The organism is Mesorhizobium cantuariense (genome assembly GCF_042647205.1).
GTDB lineage: Bacteria > Pseudomonadota > Alphaproteobacteria > Rhizobiales > Rhizobiaceae > Mesorhizobium > Mesorhizobium cantuariense.
Window position 1 is genome coordinate 409,157 of record NZ_JBHRVD010000001.1, and the last position, 15,699, is coordinate 424,855.

The following is a 15,699-nucleotide window of genomic DNA, read 5'->3' on the forward strand; positions in this document are numbered from 1 at the left end:
TTGTGGCCGACGGCCAGCTGCACGTCGGCTAGGACGTTGCCCAGCTCCCCGGCCGTGCCTTGTGGGGCATCGCGGCACCACCGCGCCGCCTTCTGAATGGCCCACAGTGGAAGGCTGAGCAGACGTCCATCCAGACCTTGAGGTTGAGCGCTACCTGGCTCTCGCTCGACCGGGTGCGGAACTTGAGCTCCGACATCGCCACCTCAATCGCCTCGTTCAGGAGCAGCGGCTGTGAGCTGGCTGGCTTCAACGCCTGCTCCAGCATTCACAAACTCTGCCTCAATTGCTTCGCCTCCGTCTGTGAAAGGGCAGGCGTCGGTATGGCCGGGGCTGATCCGAACCTTCCGCGGGTTCCGTTAGCAGCCATGGCCCCAGCAGCTTTTCTGGTTTGAGATATTCAAACCAGACTGACCGCTCCCGGCCCCCAACACGACATCTAATGATCGGTTTAGAGTGAGCAAACGACCAACTCGGTTCTGACCCCTTGGCGAATGCGCGGTAGCTTCAAATTCCGCCCATGCAGAGATACTTCATTTCGAGGTAGTCCTCGAGACCGTGACGGGACCCCTCCCGCCCGATGCCGGATTGCTTTATTCCTCCGAAAGGAGCTGCTTCCGAGGACATTCGTCCTGTGTTGATGCCCACCATGCCATATTCCAAGGCTTCAGCCACGCGCCACACGCGCTTCAGGTTAGAGGCATAGAAGTAGGCGGCGAGCCCGTAGATTGTGTCGTTGGCCTCACGGACAACCTGATCCGCATCTTCGAAGCGAATGATAGGCGCCAGCGGTCCAAAAGTCTCTTCTTGCGCCACGGTCATATCGCGAGAAACCTCGGTGAGGACAGTCGGTTGGAAAAGCGTGCCTTTCATACCGACGCGATCGCCCCCGCAGCGAACGATGCCGCCTTTTGCAATGGCATCCGCGATATGGGATTCGATCTTTGCCAGAGCGCGTTTGTCGATCAGCGGCCCGATGAATATACACGGATCGAAGCCGTCACCGACTGAAAGCTGGCAAACTTTTTCGGCAAACTTTCCGACGAATTCATCATGAACGCCCGATTGGACGTAAAGGCGATTTGCAGAAACGCAAGTCTGGCCGCCATTGCGGAATTTCGCCTGGATCGCACCGTCAACGGCAGCATCGATATCGGCATCGTCGAAGACGATGAAAGGTGCGTTGCCGCCGAGCTCAAGGCTGACTTTCTTGATCTGATCTGAGCATTGACGCATCAGCAGCCGGCCGACCTCGGTCGAGCCTGTAAAGCTGATCTTGCGGACCTTGGCGTTGGAGCAGAGTTCGCGGCCGACAGCGTCGCCTTCGGAAGCGTAGATCCGGTTGACCACGCCTTCGGGAAAGCCAGCCTGATGCGCCAGGGCGAACATCGCGCCCGCCACGAGGGGCGTCTGCTCGGCGGGTTTCAGCACGATGGTGCAGCCGGCGGCGAGAGCCGGCGAAATCTTGCGCGCAACCATCGAGGCAGGAAAATTCCATGGCGTGATCGTACCAACCACGCCGATCGGCTGTTTGATCACCAGCATGCGGCGGTCTGTCGACGGCGCCGAGATCGTTTCCCCGTAGATGCGATTGGCCTCTTCGGCGTACCATTGCGGATACGCAGCCGCATGGGTTACCTCCGACTTCGCTTCGGTGAGTGGCTTGCCCATCTCCGCGGTGAGAATGGCAGCAAGGTCGTCGGCGTGATCCACGATCAGTTGGTGCCAGCGCCAGAGTATGTCGCTGCGCTCCCGCGCCGTCAGGGCTGCCCACCCAGGCTGTGCGTCATAAGCCTTGTCGATGGCGGAACGCGTCTCTTCGACACCCATGTCGGGGAGTTCGGCCAGCAATTCGCCGGTCGATGGATTGGAGACTTCAAACGTCCGCACGCTAACCGGCGTGCCCAATGCCGGCATGCGGTCGATCCAAGCGAACAGGGCGGGAGACTTCAGGTGGCGGATCATCGGCTGGCAGATGGGCAATAAGGAATCTCCTCAACGGGATGGATGTGTCTATTTGCGGGGTGAATACGTATCTTCGCCTTCGGCCGTCGCATGGGACTCGTACGGATGGCGGTTAGACCTCCTCGACGGAAGGTAACCGGAAGTCGTCATCAGATCGTCTCTCCGAAGCGTCTTGATCGCCCGCGAAGTGCCCCCAGCATTCGAAAGAAGCCGCGACGCTGCCCTCGTGCCTTCGATCATGGGCAATGCTGTGCGAACGGCAAAACCTCCGACGAGGGGACACCTGCCATGAGATCGGAATGGCCGCCGATGTCTTTCGTCGCTGAATGCAGGACGGCATCGGCACCAGGCTCGAATGGCGCTGTCACGATTTAGCCCCCGCGATCCTTTGCAGGACAGTGAATCACGATGCTCAACGGCGAGTGCTGTGAGGCCGACATTCCGTGCGCGTGGTTCACATTCGCACCCCATCTCGCTCCTAGATGACAGCAATATAGAAACGGTAATTGACTTAATCTGCCCCGAGATCGAACGTTCTGCGACTACTTTCAGATGATACCCCACAATGAAAGCGAGGAGTTAGTGGCCGATCCTTTGCCGTTCTTCGCATTGATGGGTTTTGGTCCTGGAGGATGGGGGCCGCTAATGATCAGAGCGGCGGGAATGACGCTTAGCTTGGCTGTTTGCGGGTATTTGACTGGGCTTTTAGCTGGTGTGCTTGGTGCTTGGGCCAAACTCCAAAAGAGTCGAGTTCTCTATCGGATAGCCGACGTCTACACTACCATTTTACGTGGCGTGCCAGACTTGTTGGTTATTTTCATCTTCTATTGCGGTTCCGCAGCCACGATTAGCCCTATTTTTGAATTATTTGGGCACAAAGGCTTCTTTGCGCTTCCGGGATTTCTGGCTGGCTTTCTTGCTATAGGCGTCGTTTCAGGCGCCTATCAGACTGAAGTGCTTCGTGGCGCAGTTCAGGCCGTTGGAAATGGAGAGATAGAAGCGGCTCGCGCCTACGGAATGACCGGCTTTTTGATGTTTCGTAGGGTGCTTTGTCCGTTAGCACTTCGGTATGCGTTGCCCGGCCTCGCTAATGTTTCCCAACTAGTTTTAAAGGAAGCTGCCCTAGTAAGTGTGACCGGTGTTGTAGAGCTTGTTCGCCAAGCTCAGCTCGGAGCCGGGGCTACCCGCGATCCCTTCTCTTTCTATCTTGCGGCATCGTGTCTGTACCTTGCAATTACAAGCGTGACTGGTTTGCTATTTCAGTTCGCAGAAGCGCGAGCGATGCAGGGAGTGTCGCGGTCATGAGCAGCTTTGGGGTCATTGGCGAAACCCTTTTTGCTGTTATCCCGGGGATTCCGGTTACCTTCAAATTGACTGCAATTTCATTCGTGTTGGGGGCAATCCTGTCCGTGCCACTGGCGCTTCTGCGATCCTCAAAGAACTTGCTGCTCAGCTTGCCCGCCCGGTTATACATTACCGTGTTCCGAGGCACCCCTCTGCTGCTTCAGTTGTTCCTGATTTACTACGGACTCGCCCGTTTCGAATTCATCCGCCACAGCTTGCTCTGGGTGGCATTTCGGGAACCAACGTTTTGCGCGATACTGGCGTTCACACTCAATATGGCTGCTTATGCTTCGGAAACTGTTCGTGGTGGTCTTAACTCGGTGGACCCCGGTCAAGTTGAGGCTGGGCGCGCGGCTGGGATGTCACGACCTCTTCTTTATCGTCGAATAATTTTGCCGCAGGCGTTTCGTCAAGCGCTTCCGGCATACGGAAGCGAGCTAATCATCATGGTGAAGTCAACCGCACTGGCCTCAATGGTAACTGTTTATGAAATCACTGGGGTCGCAACACGGGTCAGGGCGGAAAGCTATCGATTTGTGGAAGTGTTGTTGGCTGCCGCGCTCATCTATCTTGCAATCGCATTTCTAATATCTCGAGCAGTCGCAAGATTGGAGATCTGGCTTAACCCTCAGGCCTCCAGGCGCACAGTCAGAGATAAGGTGCCGAACACAATATAACGAGCCGACGAACATCAAAAAAATAAGGGAACGCAAATGAAACGTGCGCTTGTACTCCTCACCCTCGCTATAGCGGCAATCGTCCGCACGGCATACGCCGAGCCGCCAAAGGTAGTGCGTATTGCTTCCGACGGCGAGTCTCCACCCTATGCCATGATGTCACCTGCGGGAAGTCTTGAAGGGTTTGAGGTCGATCTTATGAAGGTTCTATGTGGAGAAGCCGGTGTTCAATGCACCACCGAGATCGTGGACTTTTCAGGCATGATCGCGGGTCTTACCCAGGGTAAGTATGATATCGCTGTCGCCTCTATGGGAATTACGCAGAAGCGGCTCCAGGTCATTGATTTTTCTGAGCCTTATGGCGGCGATGGCAACGTTTGGGCTACCAGCAAGGGCTCATCGATAGCTGAAATGCCAGGGTCAGGGACGACACTTGACCTTAGCACACCCGAGGCAAAGGCGAAAATCGAAGAGATGCGTAAACTAGTGAAAGGAAAAACCTTGGGCGCACAGACGGCTTCGATATCTTTGAATTTTCTCAATACATATTTCGCCGATGTTGCTGATATCCGGGAGTACGAGAAGAACGAGGAAATAAACCTTGATCTCGCAAGTGGGCGCTTGGATGCTGCGGTCAATGGGCGTCAGTTCCTAAAGGCCGCTATAGATCAAGGCGGCGAGTTCTCGCAAATAGAAATTGTTGGTCCTCTCATGAAAGGCGACGTCTTCGGACCGGGCATTGGTTTTGGTTTTCGCAAAGATAGCGGTGAGCTTAGGCTGGCCTTTAACAAAGCTCTTCACGAGGCGGGCAAAGAGGGAACAATGAGTAAGCTCTTCATGAAATGGTTTGGCGAGGATCAGACACCACCTGCACTCCTAAAGTAGGTGCGCCGGCAGTATGGGAAACGAGTGAGATCTCGATGCTGGGAAAGTAGGGGCGCGCTTCGCCTGTGTAATCATGGAGGTCATCATTTCAAACGAAATAGTTGTGATCAACGGACTGCGGAAGAAGTACGGACACCTGGAGGTTTTAACGGGCGTCGATTTCAAAGCGCATGAGGGACAGGTTGTCTCCATACTGGGTTCATCGGGCTCGGGAAAATCGACACTTCTTCGGTGCATAAACCTACTCGAAGTGCCGTACGCTGGCAGGTTGCGGGTTGCCGATGTCGATATTAGCTTCCCGCTCTCTGGCCCTGCGGAGGTTCGAAAGATGGGCGCCAGATTATCCAGCCGGACCGCCATGGTGTTTCAGGCATTCAATTTGTGGACCCACCGGACGGTACTGCAGAATGTGATCGAAGCACCAATTTACGTGCAGGGCCGCGAGCGAGCAGAGGTCCTTGAGGAGGCAGAGAGCTGGTTGAATAAAGTCGGGATGTGGGAAAAGAAGGACGCATGGCCAACGGATCTTTCTGGCGGCCAGCGGCAACGTGCGGCTATTGCTCGTGCGTTGGCAATGAATCCGGATGTACTGTTATTTGACGAGCCAACATCGGCGTTAGATCCTGAGCTTATCGGAGAAGTGTTGCGAGTAATGACGAAACTCGCGAGCGAAGGCCGAACGATGTTGATTGTCACACATGAAATCAGATTCGCCAGAGAAGTATCTAAAAGAGTAGTGTTTCTTGAATCTGGAACCATTGTCGCAGACGGCACACCGGATGTAATGTTCTCGAAAAGTGGGCACCCGAGATTGTTACAGTTTGCGGAGAGAGCTATGTGATGTTGGTGAAATTCCTATTCGATTGCGAGAACGCATTCGAGAGAGTAAAGTTAAACGCTCTAGTTGGCGTTGAACGGCAATGGGTTGGGGAAGGTGCTTGATTTGAGTGTTTCGACCTCGATTCTCTTATCGAGAAGGTCGCGCGATAAGTTGGCTCTGGTGCCGGCTGTCGCGCTGCATTTAATGATGAGACTCTTCGGCGTAATGATACTTGAAGAGGTTCGCCAACCGGGGGGTCCCGCAGCTCGCCCCTCCGTCGCAAGCAAAATCCATTCTGGAGCGCCTGCAGAAGCTCTCGAGTCCATTTGGGACGGAGATCGGCATCGAGAACGACGTTGGAGTCATCAGAATGCGGCCTAGCTCACCGCGATGACACGGTCGTATGCGTGATTGACGGCTGGAACAAGGCGCGGATCGTTGCCGAAAGCTTTATGTCGTGCGTCCGCGTTGCGGAGGTAACGCGCAAATACAAGCCGACGCGCTGGAAAATCTGTGACTTGCGCAAGCAGCCAAGGAGTGGCCGGTTGCCGCTGCGAGAAATCATGGAGTGTGGTGCCAAGGTGTCCAGATCGCCCTAAAAGCCGTTGGGAGTTGTCGCCGGCCTTCCAAGATGCGGCGGAATTGGAGGCGCGTGCCGGCCCGTCGATTGATAGTGCTTGCTCGCCAGGAGCCCGAACGGCCATTTGAGGGAGTCACACCTAGGGCAAGGACCCGTATTATCCAAACAGCGCAGCAGCAGCCTGCCGGCTGAGAACGCTTTTGTACCTCCTACTCATCTTACAGGCAAAAAATATGACCTCTTTTGACCCTTTGGACGCCGTTTTCGAGCATATCGAGTCGAACCGCAGTTCCTTCCTCGATCGTCTGATCGATTACCTTCGGCACCCAAGTATTAGTGCCGAGAATGTCGGCATCGCCGAAGTCGGCGCGCTGCTGGTTGACATGCTCACCGGGATCGGGCTGGAGGCCAGCCTGGTGCCGACTGAAGGGCACCCAATGGTGGTCGCGCGCTGGGAGAAGGCGCCGGGCAAGGCGACCGTTCTGCTCTACGGCCATTACGACGTGCAGCCGGCTGACCCGATTGACAAATGGCTCTCGCCGCCCTTCGAACCGACTATCCGTGATGGACGCCTGTACGCACGCGGCGCCGGCGACAATAAGGGCCAGCATTTCGCGCAGATTCTGGCAATTGAGTCCCACCTCAAGGTGCACGGCGCGCTGCCCTGCAACGTCATCTTGTTGCTGGAAGGGGAAGAGGAGATCGGCAGCCCGCACATCGCCGATTTCGTGCGTGTCAACAAAGAAGCGCTTAAAGCTGACCTTGCCGTTACCGCCGATGGCCCACGTCATGCAAGCGGTGCGCCTGTGATCAAGTTCGGTTCACGTGGCGAGGTGTCCTTCGAGTTGCGTTGTCGTCACGCTAATAGTGACTTGCATTCTGGTAACTTCGGCGGCGTGGTACCCAATCCGATCTGGACGTTCGTGCACCTGCTCGGCACCATGAAGAATGCCGGCGGTGAAATCACCATTGACGGCTTCCACGATGACATCGAGCCCCCGTCAAAGGAGGAATTGGTCGCGGTCGAGCGTTTACCTCTCGATGTCGAGGCAGTGAAGCGCGGTCTCGATCTTGGACGGCTTGACGCGCCGGCCGAACGTCCCTTCTACGAGCGCCTGTGCTTCCGCCCGACGCTGACGATCAATGGCTTCCATGGCGGCTATGGCGGGCCTGGTAGCAAGAGCGTACTGCCCAACGAAGCTTTCGTAAAATGCGACATACGGCTCGTGGAATCACAGGACCCCGCGGACATCCTTCGCAAGGTCGCCGCCCATGTGGAAAAACACGCGCCCGAAGTGGAATTCATAGCGCAAGGAAGCATGTATCCTTCGAAAACGCCTATTGCCTCTCCATTCACCGCGCCTCTTCGCCGTGCTTTCGTCGCTGCGCAAGGAGAGGAGCCTTTGCTGGTCCCCGCCGGCTTCGGCACTCTCCCAAACTACGTATTCACTAAGATTCTCGGTATTCCTGCCTTCGACACGCCTTACGCGAATCATGACGAAGCAAACCATGCGCCGAATGAGAATCTAACACTCAGTTGCTTCCATAGCGGTATTCGTACAGGCGCTGCGTTATTGTACCAGCTTGGCCTCTTACAACTTCATCCGCGCGAGGTCGGTGGGATGCATCCCGTGCCTGCCTAGTCGTATCGTGCGCAGATGCCAGACTTCCCTCACTTTATCAAAGAGACTCCGGCTGAGTGCTAGATCGGGAATGGTTGATAGCTCGCAAATTGGATACACCGCTGTTCATGAAACTTGTCCGGCTCTTCGGGGGCGTATCCATTCTGCGGCAATCTATTCAGTAGAAGATCGACACGCATCATTGCGGACCGCAGCACTCGGCTGCGTCCGCGCCACCATTAAAGACAGGGCAGCAGATGCCAAAGATTAACGCCGAACGGTTGCTATCCAATCTAAGACGTTTCGCGCAGTTCGGGGCGTACAAGACGGGTGTCCATCGTCCGACCTATTCGCGAGAGGACACGGACAGCCGCCGCTGGCTTGCGCAGCAGTACGAAGCCATAGGGCTTCAGGCTCATATTGACGGGGTCGGCAACGTGTTCGGCTCGCCTCGGTCGGACCGGCGATTGCTGTTGATCGGGTCCCACGCAGAGTCCCAGAATTATGCCGGATGGCTCGACGGCGCGCTTGGTGTGACCTACGGTCTTGAGATTGCCCGGACGTTCGCGGAAACGCCGGACTGCGCAGGCCTTCCCGTCGCACCCGTGGCGTGGGCGGATGAAGAAGGTCACTACGTCTCAATGCTGGGAAGCCGTTCGTTCATTGGTGACATCGACGAGGCGGAGATCGATCGCGCGGTGAATGTCGATCATGGGCTGACGCTCAGGGAGGCGCTCCGTGGAGCCGGCCTGGCCGGTGTTCCTCGATCTCTGCTGGAACCGGAACGCTACGTCGGTTATCTCGAAGCACACATCGAACAAGGCGACGCTTTGGAAGCCTCGAGCAAGCGGATCGGCGTTGTTACGAGCATCGTCGGGACCCGGCAGTACTCAATCGTCTTCCATGGCATCCAAAACCACGCCGGTACAACGCGCATGGCGATCCGTAGGGATGCCGGCGTCGCAGCAACAATGCTGGCCATGTCCATTGCCAAGCGCTTTCCTGAAGTGGCCGGTCCGCGTTCCGTATGGACGACAGGCCGCGTTACGTTGGAGCCGGGCGCGCCCAACATAATTCCCGGCAGGGCAGAGATGCTATTTCAGTTCCGGGATTCAGAAATGCCGACGCTTGAGCGCCTTGATTTGACGCTAAGGGAGCTGGTTGAGGAGACCGCAATTAAAACCGGTTGCCGAGCCGAGATCGAGCGGACTGAGAGCGGTCGACCATGGCATATGGATCCGGCGTTCCAGGAAGCAATAGAGAATGCTGCGGCGCGCCACGCGCCGGGCGCCCATGTGAGAATGCCAAGCGGGGCCAGTCACGATGCCCAGGTCGTCGGCTGTAAACTGAGAGCCGCTATGCTTTTCGTGCCAAGCATCGGCGGTATCAGCCATCATTGGACCGAAAACACAGATGATGTCGACCTAGTACTCGGCTGTCAGGTGCTGGCAGATGCAGCCGAGACTATCCTGCGTGGCGAATACATGTGACGGTTGGCCAAACCGAACAGAGTCGACCTTAAAAGTGCGCGCAGCGTGCCAAGGCCGCTCCGTGCTGTCTTGATGTGCAGTTTTGACTTCAGGTTGCGGCTGGATGACGCCAATTATATGTGCGGAGCCTGCTTGGCAGTCCGTCGGCGTAGTGATCGGAAGTTCGATAGGCGACGGCATAGGCCCATTCGCAAAGCGCCGTCTGAATGAAGCGCTCGGCTTTGGTCTTCGGCGTATAGGGTCTTTGGACGGGCTCGAGGCCGCGATTAGCAACAGGCGAAGTCCTTCGATCTGACGATCTGTAGCAGACCGTTGCCGCTCATGACGCAGGGTAAGCGGTGCGCCCAGGCACCTTTCCCGAGATCGTCTGGTGGTGCATCTATGTAGTTCAGCCGTTGGTGGGCGCGCCGCCGGCGATCACTCCGGATCGTCATAACGGGTGACGTGGTGGAGTTCGCGGAGGGCGGTCCTGGGATGTAGGCGAGGAGCCAGCTATTAGTCACGGTTCCGTCTTCGTTGTGAACATCGAGTAGCGGGAGTTCTACCAAGCCAGGCGGCGACCATCTAAAAACGCGATGGCACCGTCCGGGACATTATATTGGCGGATTGAACACTGCGTGGCGCATACTTCCAGAGCGGAAGAATGCAACCGCGTAACGCGCCGGGGTCACCTGAATATTCGCAGTAGGTTGAATATGAACGAAATACCACACCTTACGGTCGATCTCGATGCGCCCGGCGTGAGCAGGGGGCATCTTGTTGTACCAGGAGGAAGCGACCACGGCGAGCTTTCGCTCCCAGTCTTCAGTCTCAATAAAGGAAAGGGGCCGCGCCTTCTTGTCACCGGCGGAAATCATGGCAATGAACTGGAAGGGCCACTTGTCGCGCGACGGCTTATTGAGTCGCTGCCAGAAACGCAAACCTGTGGAAGGGTCATCGTCCTACCGGTGCTCAATCCATTGGCTGTGGAGGCATGGAGCCGCAATACTCCGCTCGATGGATTGAATCTCAATCGCGTGTTTCCAGGCCGGGCCGGCGGGTCAGTGACCGAACGAATCGCGGATGCGGTTTCGCGCGTATTGTTGCCAATGGCCGACACCGTGTTCGATCTGCACAGCTTCGGACCAACGTGGGATTTTCCACCGGCGGCCACGACGCACCCGATTGCCGATCCTGATCTCATGGCCAGGACGGTGAGAATGGCGGAGGCGTTCAAATTGCCCCTGACTTTGGTCTGGGATTACAACGACACGGCTGGAATGTTCGATATCGTGGCTCAAAACCAGGGCAAGGTATTTGTTTGCACTGAATTCGGCGGCGGCACGGTCGGCGCGGACAATCTCGCGATTTATGAGGCCGGAGTACGCAACGCGCTCATCGCGCTCGGGCTGGTCGAGGGTAAAGCCGAGTATCCAACGTTCCGTCAACGGAAGTCCGGCCAAACACTCGAGACGCATCCGTACGACGAGTTGAAATCACCTGCAGCGGGCATCTTCGAACCTCGCTGCTCCGTGTTGGATCAAGTGAAGGACGGAGATCTCATAGGCATCCTGCATCCGATGGATTCGCTGAAGGCCGAGTCCATTGATATCCGCGCGCCTGGAACATCCATCGTCTTAGCCATACGATCAGGGGCGCATGTCGACGTCAACGAAGGGGTGGCGCTCGTTGCGCGACCGCTGAAAAACTAAGAATCGGCGCCCACCAGCCAGCGTCGCATTTAACAGTAGCAGAACGAATTTAATCCCCTCAGAACAAATCGAGTTACTGAATTGCAGATCAAAGACGTCCTCCTCGCGCCTGGCAACGGCGCATTCTTTTATGACGATCAAGCTGCCATTCGGTCCGGCGCGACCCAGGACGGCTTCATCTATGTCGGTGAACCGACAACGCCTGGGTTCACGTCGCTTCGCGTGCCGGCATCTTCGCTAAGTGTCGGGCTTGTTCTCACCGACGACACCGTTGTCTGGGGCGACATGATGAACGTCCAGTACTCCGGTGCCGGTGGACGCGATCCTCTGTTCGACACCAATCAAATCTCAGAATTAACGTCACGCGTGGTCGCACCGCGGCTTCTTGATGTTGATGCATCTTGTTACCTTGAGGCCTGCGCGAAGGTTCTCGAGCCCTTCGGACGCAAGCGACTACCTCTCGCGATTGAGTACGGGATCAGCCAGGCGCTGCTTCGAGCAACGGCCTACCTCCAGCGTGTCACCATGGCAGAGGTTGTATGCGCTGAATTTGACTTACCGCTGCCGAATTGCCGCGTCCCAATTTACTGCCAGAGCGGCGATGCTCGCGAAATCAACGTCGACAAAATGATCCTGAAGGCAGTGGATGTGCTTCCCCACGGCCTGATCAATTCCCGACAGAAATTCGGTGTCGGCGGCCAGACCTTCATGGAGTTCGTGAAGTGGGTTGCAGCGCGTACGCGCCAACTCGGCCGTCCAGGGTATCAGCCGGTGCTGCATTTCGACGTTTATGGCTGGATCGGCCAGGAAATCGGCCTGGAGCAGCAAAGCATCGCCGACTTTATCTGCAAGGTTGCAGATACCATCCCGGGTTTCACGCTCAACATCGAGGCTCCGGCGGATTTTGGTTCGACGCAAGCTCAAATTGAGAGCTACGCCAAGATCGTATCGATTTTGGACAAGCGGGGTTCCAGGGCGCGCATTGTCGTTGATGAAAGATGCAATACGCTTGAAGATATTCGGCTCTTTGCCGAAGCGAAGGCCGCGCATCTGGTCCAAATCAAGACTCCAGACGTCGGCTCGCTCGCCGATACGGCGCGCGCCGTTCTCATCTGCAAGGAAAACAAGGTCGGGGCGTATGTCGGGGGAAGCTGTACCGAGACGGATCTCTCCGCCCAAGCCTCTGTCCACGTGTCGGTGGCGACCCAGGCCGAGATGATGCTTGCAAAGCCCGGAATGGGTGTCGACGAGGCATTTTCAATTGTTGGGAACGAACAAAACCGGTTGCTGGCAATGCTGGACCGTCGTCGGACTCAAAACGAAAATGTTGGATGAAAAGCAGGGTGTCGCATGCAGAACTCTCTTGAGGGGATCACTGTCGTCGCCGTGGAGCAGGCCGTGGCCGCGCCTTACGCATCGTCGCGCCTTGCGGACGCGGGCGCCCGTGTCATTAAGATCGAACGGCCCGAAGGGGACTTTGCCCGCAACTACGACAAGTTGGTGCGGGGACAGAGCGCTTACTTCGTCTGGCTCAACCGGGGTAAAGAGTCAGTCTGTCTGGATCTGAGGTCGGAGGCGGACCGCGCCGTCCTGGACGCTCTCATTGCCAGTGCTGACGTTTTTATTCAGAATCTGAAGCCGGGCAGCATCGAAAAACTGGGTTTCGGGTCTGCGGATCTCCGTCGACGATATCCCCGGCTGATCACCTGCGACATCTCTGGTTTCGGAGAGACAGGACCGTATTCCCACTTGAAGGCCTATGATCTCATCGTCCAGGCCGAAACAGGGCTATGCGCGATCACCGGCAACCAACAAGGGCCCGCGCGTGTTGGGGTGTCGGTTTGCGACATCTCGGCGGGCATGACAGCGCATAGTGCCATTCTTCAGGCACTGTATCACCGCGAGGTCACCGGCGAAGGGACAGGCATCCAGGTGTCACTGTTCGATGCCGTCGCCGACTGGATGAACGTACCGGTTTTGCAAAACGATTATAGCGACTATCACACGGTGCGCGCGGGCGTGAAACACCCGTCGCTGGCGCCGTATGGCGCCTATCGTTGCTCCGATGGCAAAGACGTCATCTTTTCGGTTCAGAATGACCGCGAATGGGTAAATTTCTGCGAGAAATTTCTCAAGCGACCCGAGCTTACACGCGCACCGGGTTTTGCCGATAACATGGAGCGCCTTGGTCATCGTGCGCAACTTGATGAGATCATTGAACAGCGCTTTTCCGAACTGTCCTGCCACGAAGCAATGCACGAGCTCGAGGCAGCCGGTCTGGCATATGGCCGACTAAACGAAGTGGCGGATGTTTCGAGGCATCCACACATTCGCAGGGTGCAGGTTGGCACACCTGAAGGAACTGTCGAGACGATAGCGCCGGCCGCGATATTCAACTCTGAGCGCCCCTCGTTGCGACCAGTTCCGGCTCTTGGCGCTCACACCGAGGCTATCCGCGACGAGGTTCTGGGGCTTTTGCGCAAAAGAGCCGCGTCAGCGTGAGCGCGCGTCTGAGTAAGGTGAGACTGCTCGCGGTTTACGAAGAGCCTGTTTACCTCGGATCACTGAGTCATCGGCCGACCAGCAAGCTTGCCGCTGCCGGCCTCGCTAAAGTCGACCGCAGAGGCGACCTATGATTAAGGATACCCTCCCGGCCGTTGAAGGCGCGATGTCTGTACCCCGTTGGAGATCCCTGCTCTTCGTGCCCGGTTACGTTCCTCGCTTTGTGGAGACGGCCCATGAGCGGGGTGCAGATGGCGTCGTTCTCGACCTGGAGGACTCCGTTCCCCAGGATCAGAAGGGCGAGGCGCGCCGGCAGCTGCCTCAATCTGTGGCAAAGGTCGGCCGTGGGGGTGCTTCGGTTTTGGTCCGGGTCAATCGTGGTTTGCGCGCCTTGGCGGCCGATCTCGACGCAGCCGTCATAGCGGGTGTCGACGCACTGGTTCTTCCGAAGACGGATTCCGCTGAGTGGGTTATAGAGATCGCGAATGCGGTTTCGGAATTTGAGCGAGAAAGAAATCTCCCGCTAGGACACATCCGGTTCCTTGCCCAGATCGAGACCCCGGGTGCCTTGCAAAGGCTCGCTGCCATTGCGTCGGCGCATGCCAGGATGGTCGCAATGGCGCTCGGTCCTGAAGACTTCAGTGCCGCTGTTGGCGGCTCCCCGGAATTCGACCTTCTCTTGGCGCCTAACCTGTCTGTTCTTTTTGCCGCGCGTGCTGCCGGGTTACTCCCGCTGGGCTTCGTCGGAAGCATCGGCGAGTTCTCCGACACCGAAAAACTTCGGGGAGTCGCGACGCATGCGCGGCGGCTTGGCTTTGCCGGAGCTTTGGCGATCCATCCGACACAGGTCGCCATATTCAACGAGGCTTTCTCGCCAAGCGCGCAGGAACTCGAGTGGGCCCATCGTGTCGTCGCGGCGGAAAACGATGCCGCCATGCGCGGACTGTCTGCATTTGCGATGGATGGAAAGATGATTGACCCGCCGGTGGTGCGCCGCGCCCACGAAATCCTGATCCTCGCCGGCAGTGAATGACCTCTACGTCTGGTGCACGACTGGCGAGGAGCCTATTTCCGGTGAGCTCGGCGATATTGCAGCTTGCTCGCCATCTCGTTACGAGATAGACATGAAGAGGGTAGAAGCAGCGCCCGAGTTGGGTCCTAAACCGTGGAAATAAGGCAGTTAAGATACTTCGTCGGCGTAGTGGAAGCAGGCAGTTTTACGAAGGCAGCTGCGCTTCTCCACATCGCTCAAAGCGCTCTTAGCCTGCATGTACGTCAACTGGAGGAGAGCTTCGGCACTCAGCTGTTGATACGCGACCGGACCGGCGTCAGCGCAACGGCGTCCGGCGCCAAACTTTTCGAGCGGGCGCGGGCGATTCTCAAAGAAATTCAGCTAACTGAGGCGGAACTGACCAACTCGGTGGCCGCTCCGTCCGGAGAGGTGACAATTGGGATTCCGTCGGGAGCCGCTCGCGTCCTTAGCGGTCCGCTGCTTGAAGCGGTAAGAAGCGAATTGCCGAGGATCTCGCTTAAGATGATCGAGGGCATGACGGGACCGCTGGAGGAGTGGATGGCTGCTGGCCGCTTCAATCTGGCAGTCCTGTACCGCACTGCCGAGAGCGTGGGGCGAATGACGGTGCTGGCCCGCGAAGAATTTTGCCTGGTGGTGCCGCCAGGTGAACCGCCTTTCGAAGAGTCTATACCGCTCGCCGACCTGTATGCGTTTCCGCTGGCGGTTCCGATGCGCAACAACAATGTCAGGCGTTCGGTGGCTGATGTCGTTGCGCAACACGGTTGTATGCTTGACGTGAGATTCGAAGTCGACTCCCTTTCAACGATCATCAATATGGTCATGGAAGGAAAAGCGTATTCTATCCTTACCCCGTCGGCCATTCAGAAAGAGGCGTCTCAAGGCCAAGTCCGGACGGTTAAAATCATTGATCCCGTGATCACCCGTTCCGTTGTGCTTGCCGTCAACCCGAACGATGAGCGGTCTCCGGCCGTTTCTGCGGTCCGCAAGCTGATCCCCAAGGTCGCAAATACTTTGATCGAGAGCAAGCGCTGGTCAGCCGCGGCCCCGGACCGGGCTTAAACACATCCCAACCAGTTTCAGTGCTATCGCTCCT

The 15,699-nt window shown here is 57.1% G+C and carries 14 protein-coding genes and 2 pseudogenes; 12 read left to right on the forward strand and 4 right to left on the reverse strand.

Annotation, left to right across the window (positions count from 1 at the left end):
• Positions 1-28: 28 nt before the first annotated feature.
• From ACFOJ9_RS01900 to ACFOJ9_RS01910, 3 genes are all read right to left on the reverse strand, one after another.
• A complete protein-coding gene (locus ACFOJ9_RS01900; RefSeq protein WP_378976700.1) occupies positions 29-250 on the reverse strand; it encodes a hypothetical protein in 222 nt (73 codons plus the stop codon).
• 254 nt (positions 251-504) lie between these two features.
• Positions 505-1,962: an NAD-dependent succinate-semialdehyde dehydrogenase gene (locus tag ACFOJ9_RS01905; protein ID WP_378987509.1), complete on the reverse strand. Its 1,458-nt coding sequence runs from the start codon at positions 1,960-1,962 to the stop codon at positions 505-507.
• A 236-nt stretch (positions 1,963-2,198) separates the two neighbouring features.
• On the reverse strand, positions 2,199-2,330 hold the full coding sequence (locus ACFOJ9_RS01910) for a PLP-dependent transferase (protein WP_378976702.1): 132 nt from the start codon (positions 2,328-2,330) through the stop codon (positions 2,199-2,201).
• A 244-nt stretch (positions 2,331-2,574) separates the two neighbouring features.
• On the opposite strand from ACFOJ9_RS01910, the gene ACFOJ9_RS01915 reads away from it, so the two are divergent.
• The 7 genes and pseudogenes from ACFOJ9_RS01915 (at position 2,575) to ACFOJ9_RS01945 (ending at position 9,380) form a co-directional block, all read left to right on the forward strand.
• Entirely contained in the window at positions 2,575-3,267 is a 693-nt protein-coding gene (locus tag ACFOJ9_RS01915; protein ID WP_378987512.1) for an ABC transporter permease, read from the forward strand.
• The gene (locus ACFOJ9_RS01920) at positions 3,264-3,983 is read left to right on the forward strand and encodes an ABC transporter permease (protein ID WP_378976704.1); all 720 of its coding nucleotides are present in this window, start codon (positions 3,264-3,266) and stop codon (positions 3,981-3,983) included. The genes ACFOJ9_RS01915 and ACFOJ9_RS01920 overlap by 4 nt, the downstream gene beginning before the upstream one ends.
• Positions 3,984-4,019: 36 nt before the next feature.
• Entirely contained in the window at positions 4,020-4,868 is an 849-nt protein-coding gene (locus tag ACFOJ9_RS01925) for a transporter substrate-binding domain-containing protein (RefSeq protein WP_378976706.1), read from the forward strand.
• 73 nt (positions 4,869-4,941) lie between these two features.
• Positions 4,942-5,709: an amino acid ABC transporter ATP-binding protein gene (locus ACFOJ9_RS01930; protein ID WP_378976708.1), complete on the forward strand. Its 768-nt coding sequence runs from the start codon at positions 4,942-4,944 to the stop codon at positions 5,707-5,709.
• Positions 5,710-5,917: 208 nt separating this feature from the next.
• A pseudogene (locus ACFOJ9_RS01935) lies at positions 5,918-6,082 on the forward strand (CapA family protein); the annotation flags it as partial.
• 419 nt (positions 6,083-6,501) lie between these two features.
• Positions 6,502-7,911, forward strand: a complete 1,410-nt coding sequence (locus tag ACFOJ9_RS01940) for a M20/M25/M40 family metallo-hydrolase (RefSeq protein ID WP_378976710.1) — start codon at positions 6,502-6,504, stop codon at positions 7,909-7,911.
• A gap of 236 nt (positions 7,912-8,147) precedes the next feature.
• Positions 8,148-9,380 (forward strand): hydantoinase/carbamoylase family amidase, encoded by a 1,233-nt coding sequence (locus ACFOJ9_RS01945; protein WP_378976712.1) that lies wholly within the window; start codon positions 8,148-8,150, stop codon positions 9,378-9,380.
• 100 nt (positions 9,381-9,480) lie between these two features.
• Here the strand turns inward: ACFOJ9_RS01945 and ACFOJ9_RS01950 are convergent.
• Positions 9,481-9,648: pseudogene (locus ACFOJ9_RS01950) on the reverse strand (IS481 family transposase); the annotation flags it as partial.
• A gap of 427 nt (positions 9,649-10,075) precedes the next feature.
• On the opposite strand from ACFOJ9_RS01950, the gene ACFOJ9_RS01955 reads away from it, so the two are divergent.
• From ACFOJ9_RS01955 to ACFOJ9_RS01975, 5 genes are all read left to right on the forward strand, one after another.
• Positions 10,076-11,071, forward strand: a complete 996-nt coding sequence (locus ACFOJ9_RS01955) for a succinylglutamate desuccinylase/aspartoacylase family protein (RefSeq protein ID WP_378976714.1) — start codon at positions 10,076-10,078, stop codon at positions 11,069-11,071.
• A gap of 81 nt (positions 11,072-11,152) precedes the next feature.
• Positions 11,153-12,406, forward strand: coding sequence for a methylaspartate ammonia-lyase (locus ACFOJ9_RS01960; protein WP_378976716.1), 1,254 nt, complete (start codon positions 11,153-11,155; stop codon positions 12,404-12,406).
• 15 nt (positions 12,407-12,421) lie between these two features.
• Positions 12,422-13,573 carry a CaiB/BaiF CoA transferase family protein gene (locus tag ACFOJ9_RS01965; protein WP_378976718.1) on the forward strand — a complete coding sequence of 384 codons (1,152 nt, stop codon included), beginning with the start codon at positions 12,422-12,424 and terminating at the stop codon, positions 13,571-13,573.
• Positions 13,574-13,703: 130 nt separating this feature from the next.
• Positions 13,704-14,606, forward strand: coding sequence for an HpcH/HpaI aldolase/citrate lyase family protein (locus ACFOJ9_RS01970; RefSeq protein WP_378976720.1), 903 nt, complete (start codon positions 13,704-13,706; stop codon positions 14,604-14,606).
• Positions 14,607-14,738: 132 nt separating this feature from the next.
• Positions 14,739-15,665 (forward strand): LysR family transcriptional regulator, encoded by a 927-nt coding sequence (locus ACFOJ9_RS01975; protein WP_378976722.1) that lies wholly within the window; start codon positions 14,739-14,741, stop codon positions 15,663-15,665.
• Positions 15,666-15,699 lie beyond the last annotated feature (34 nt).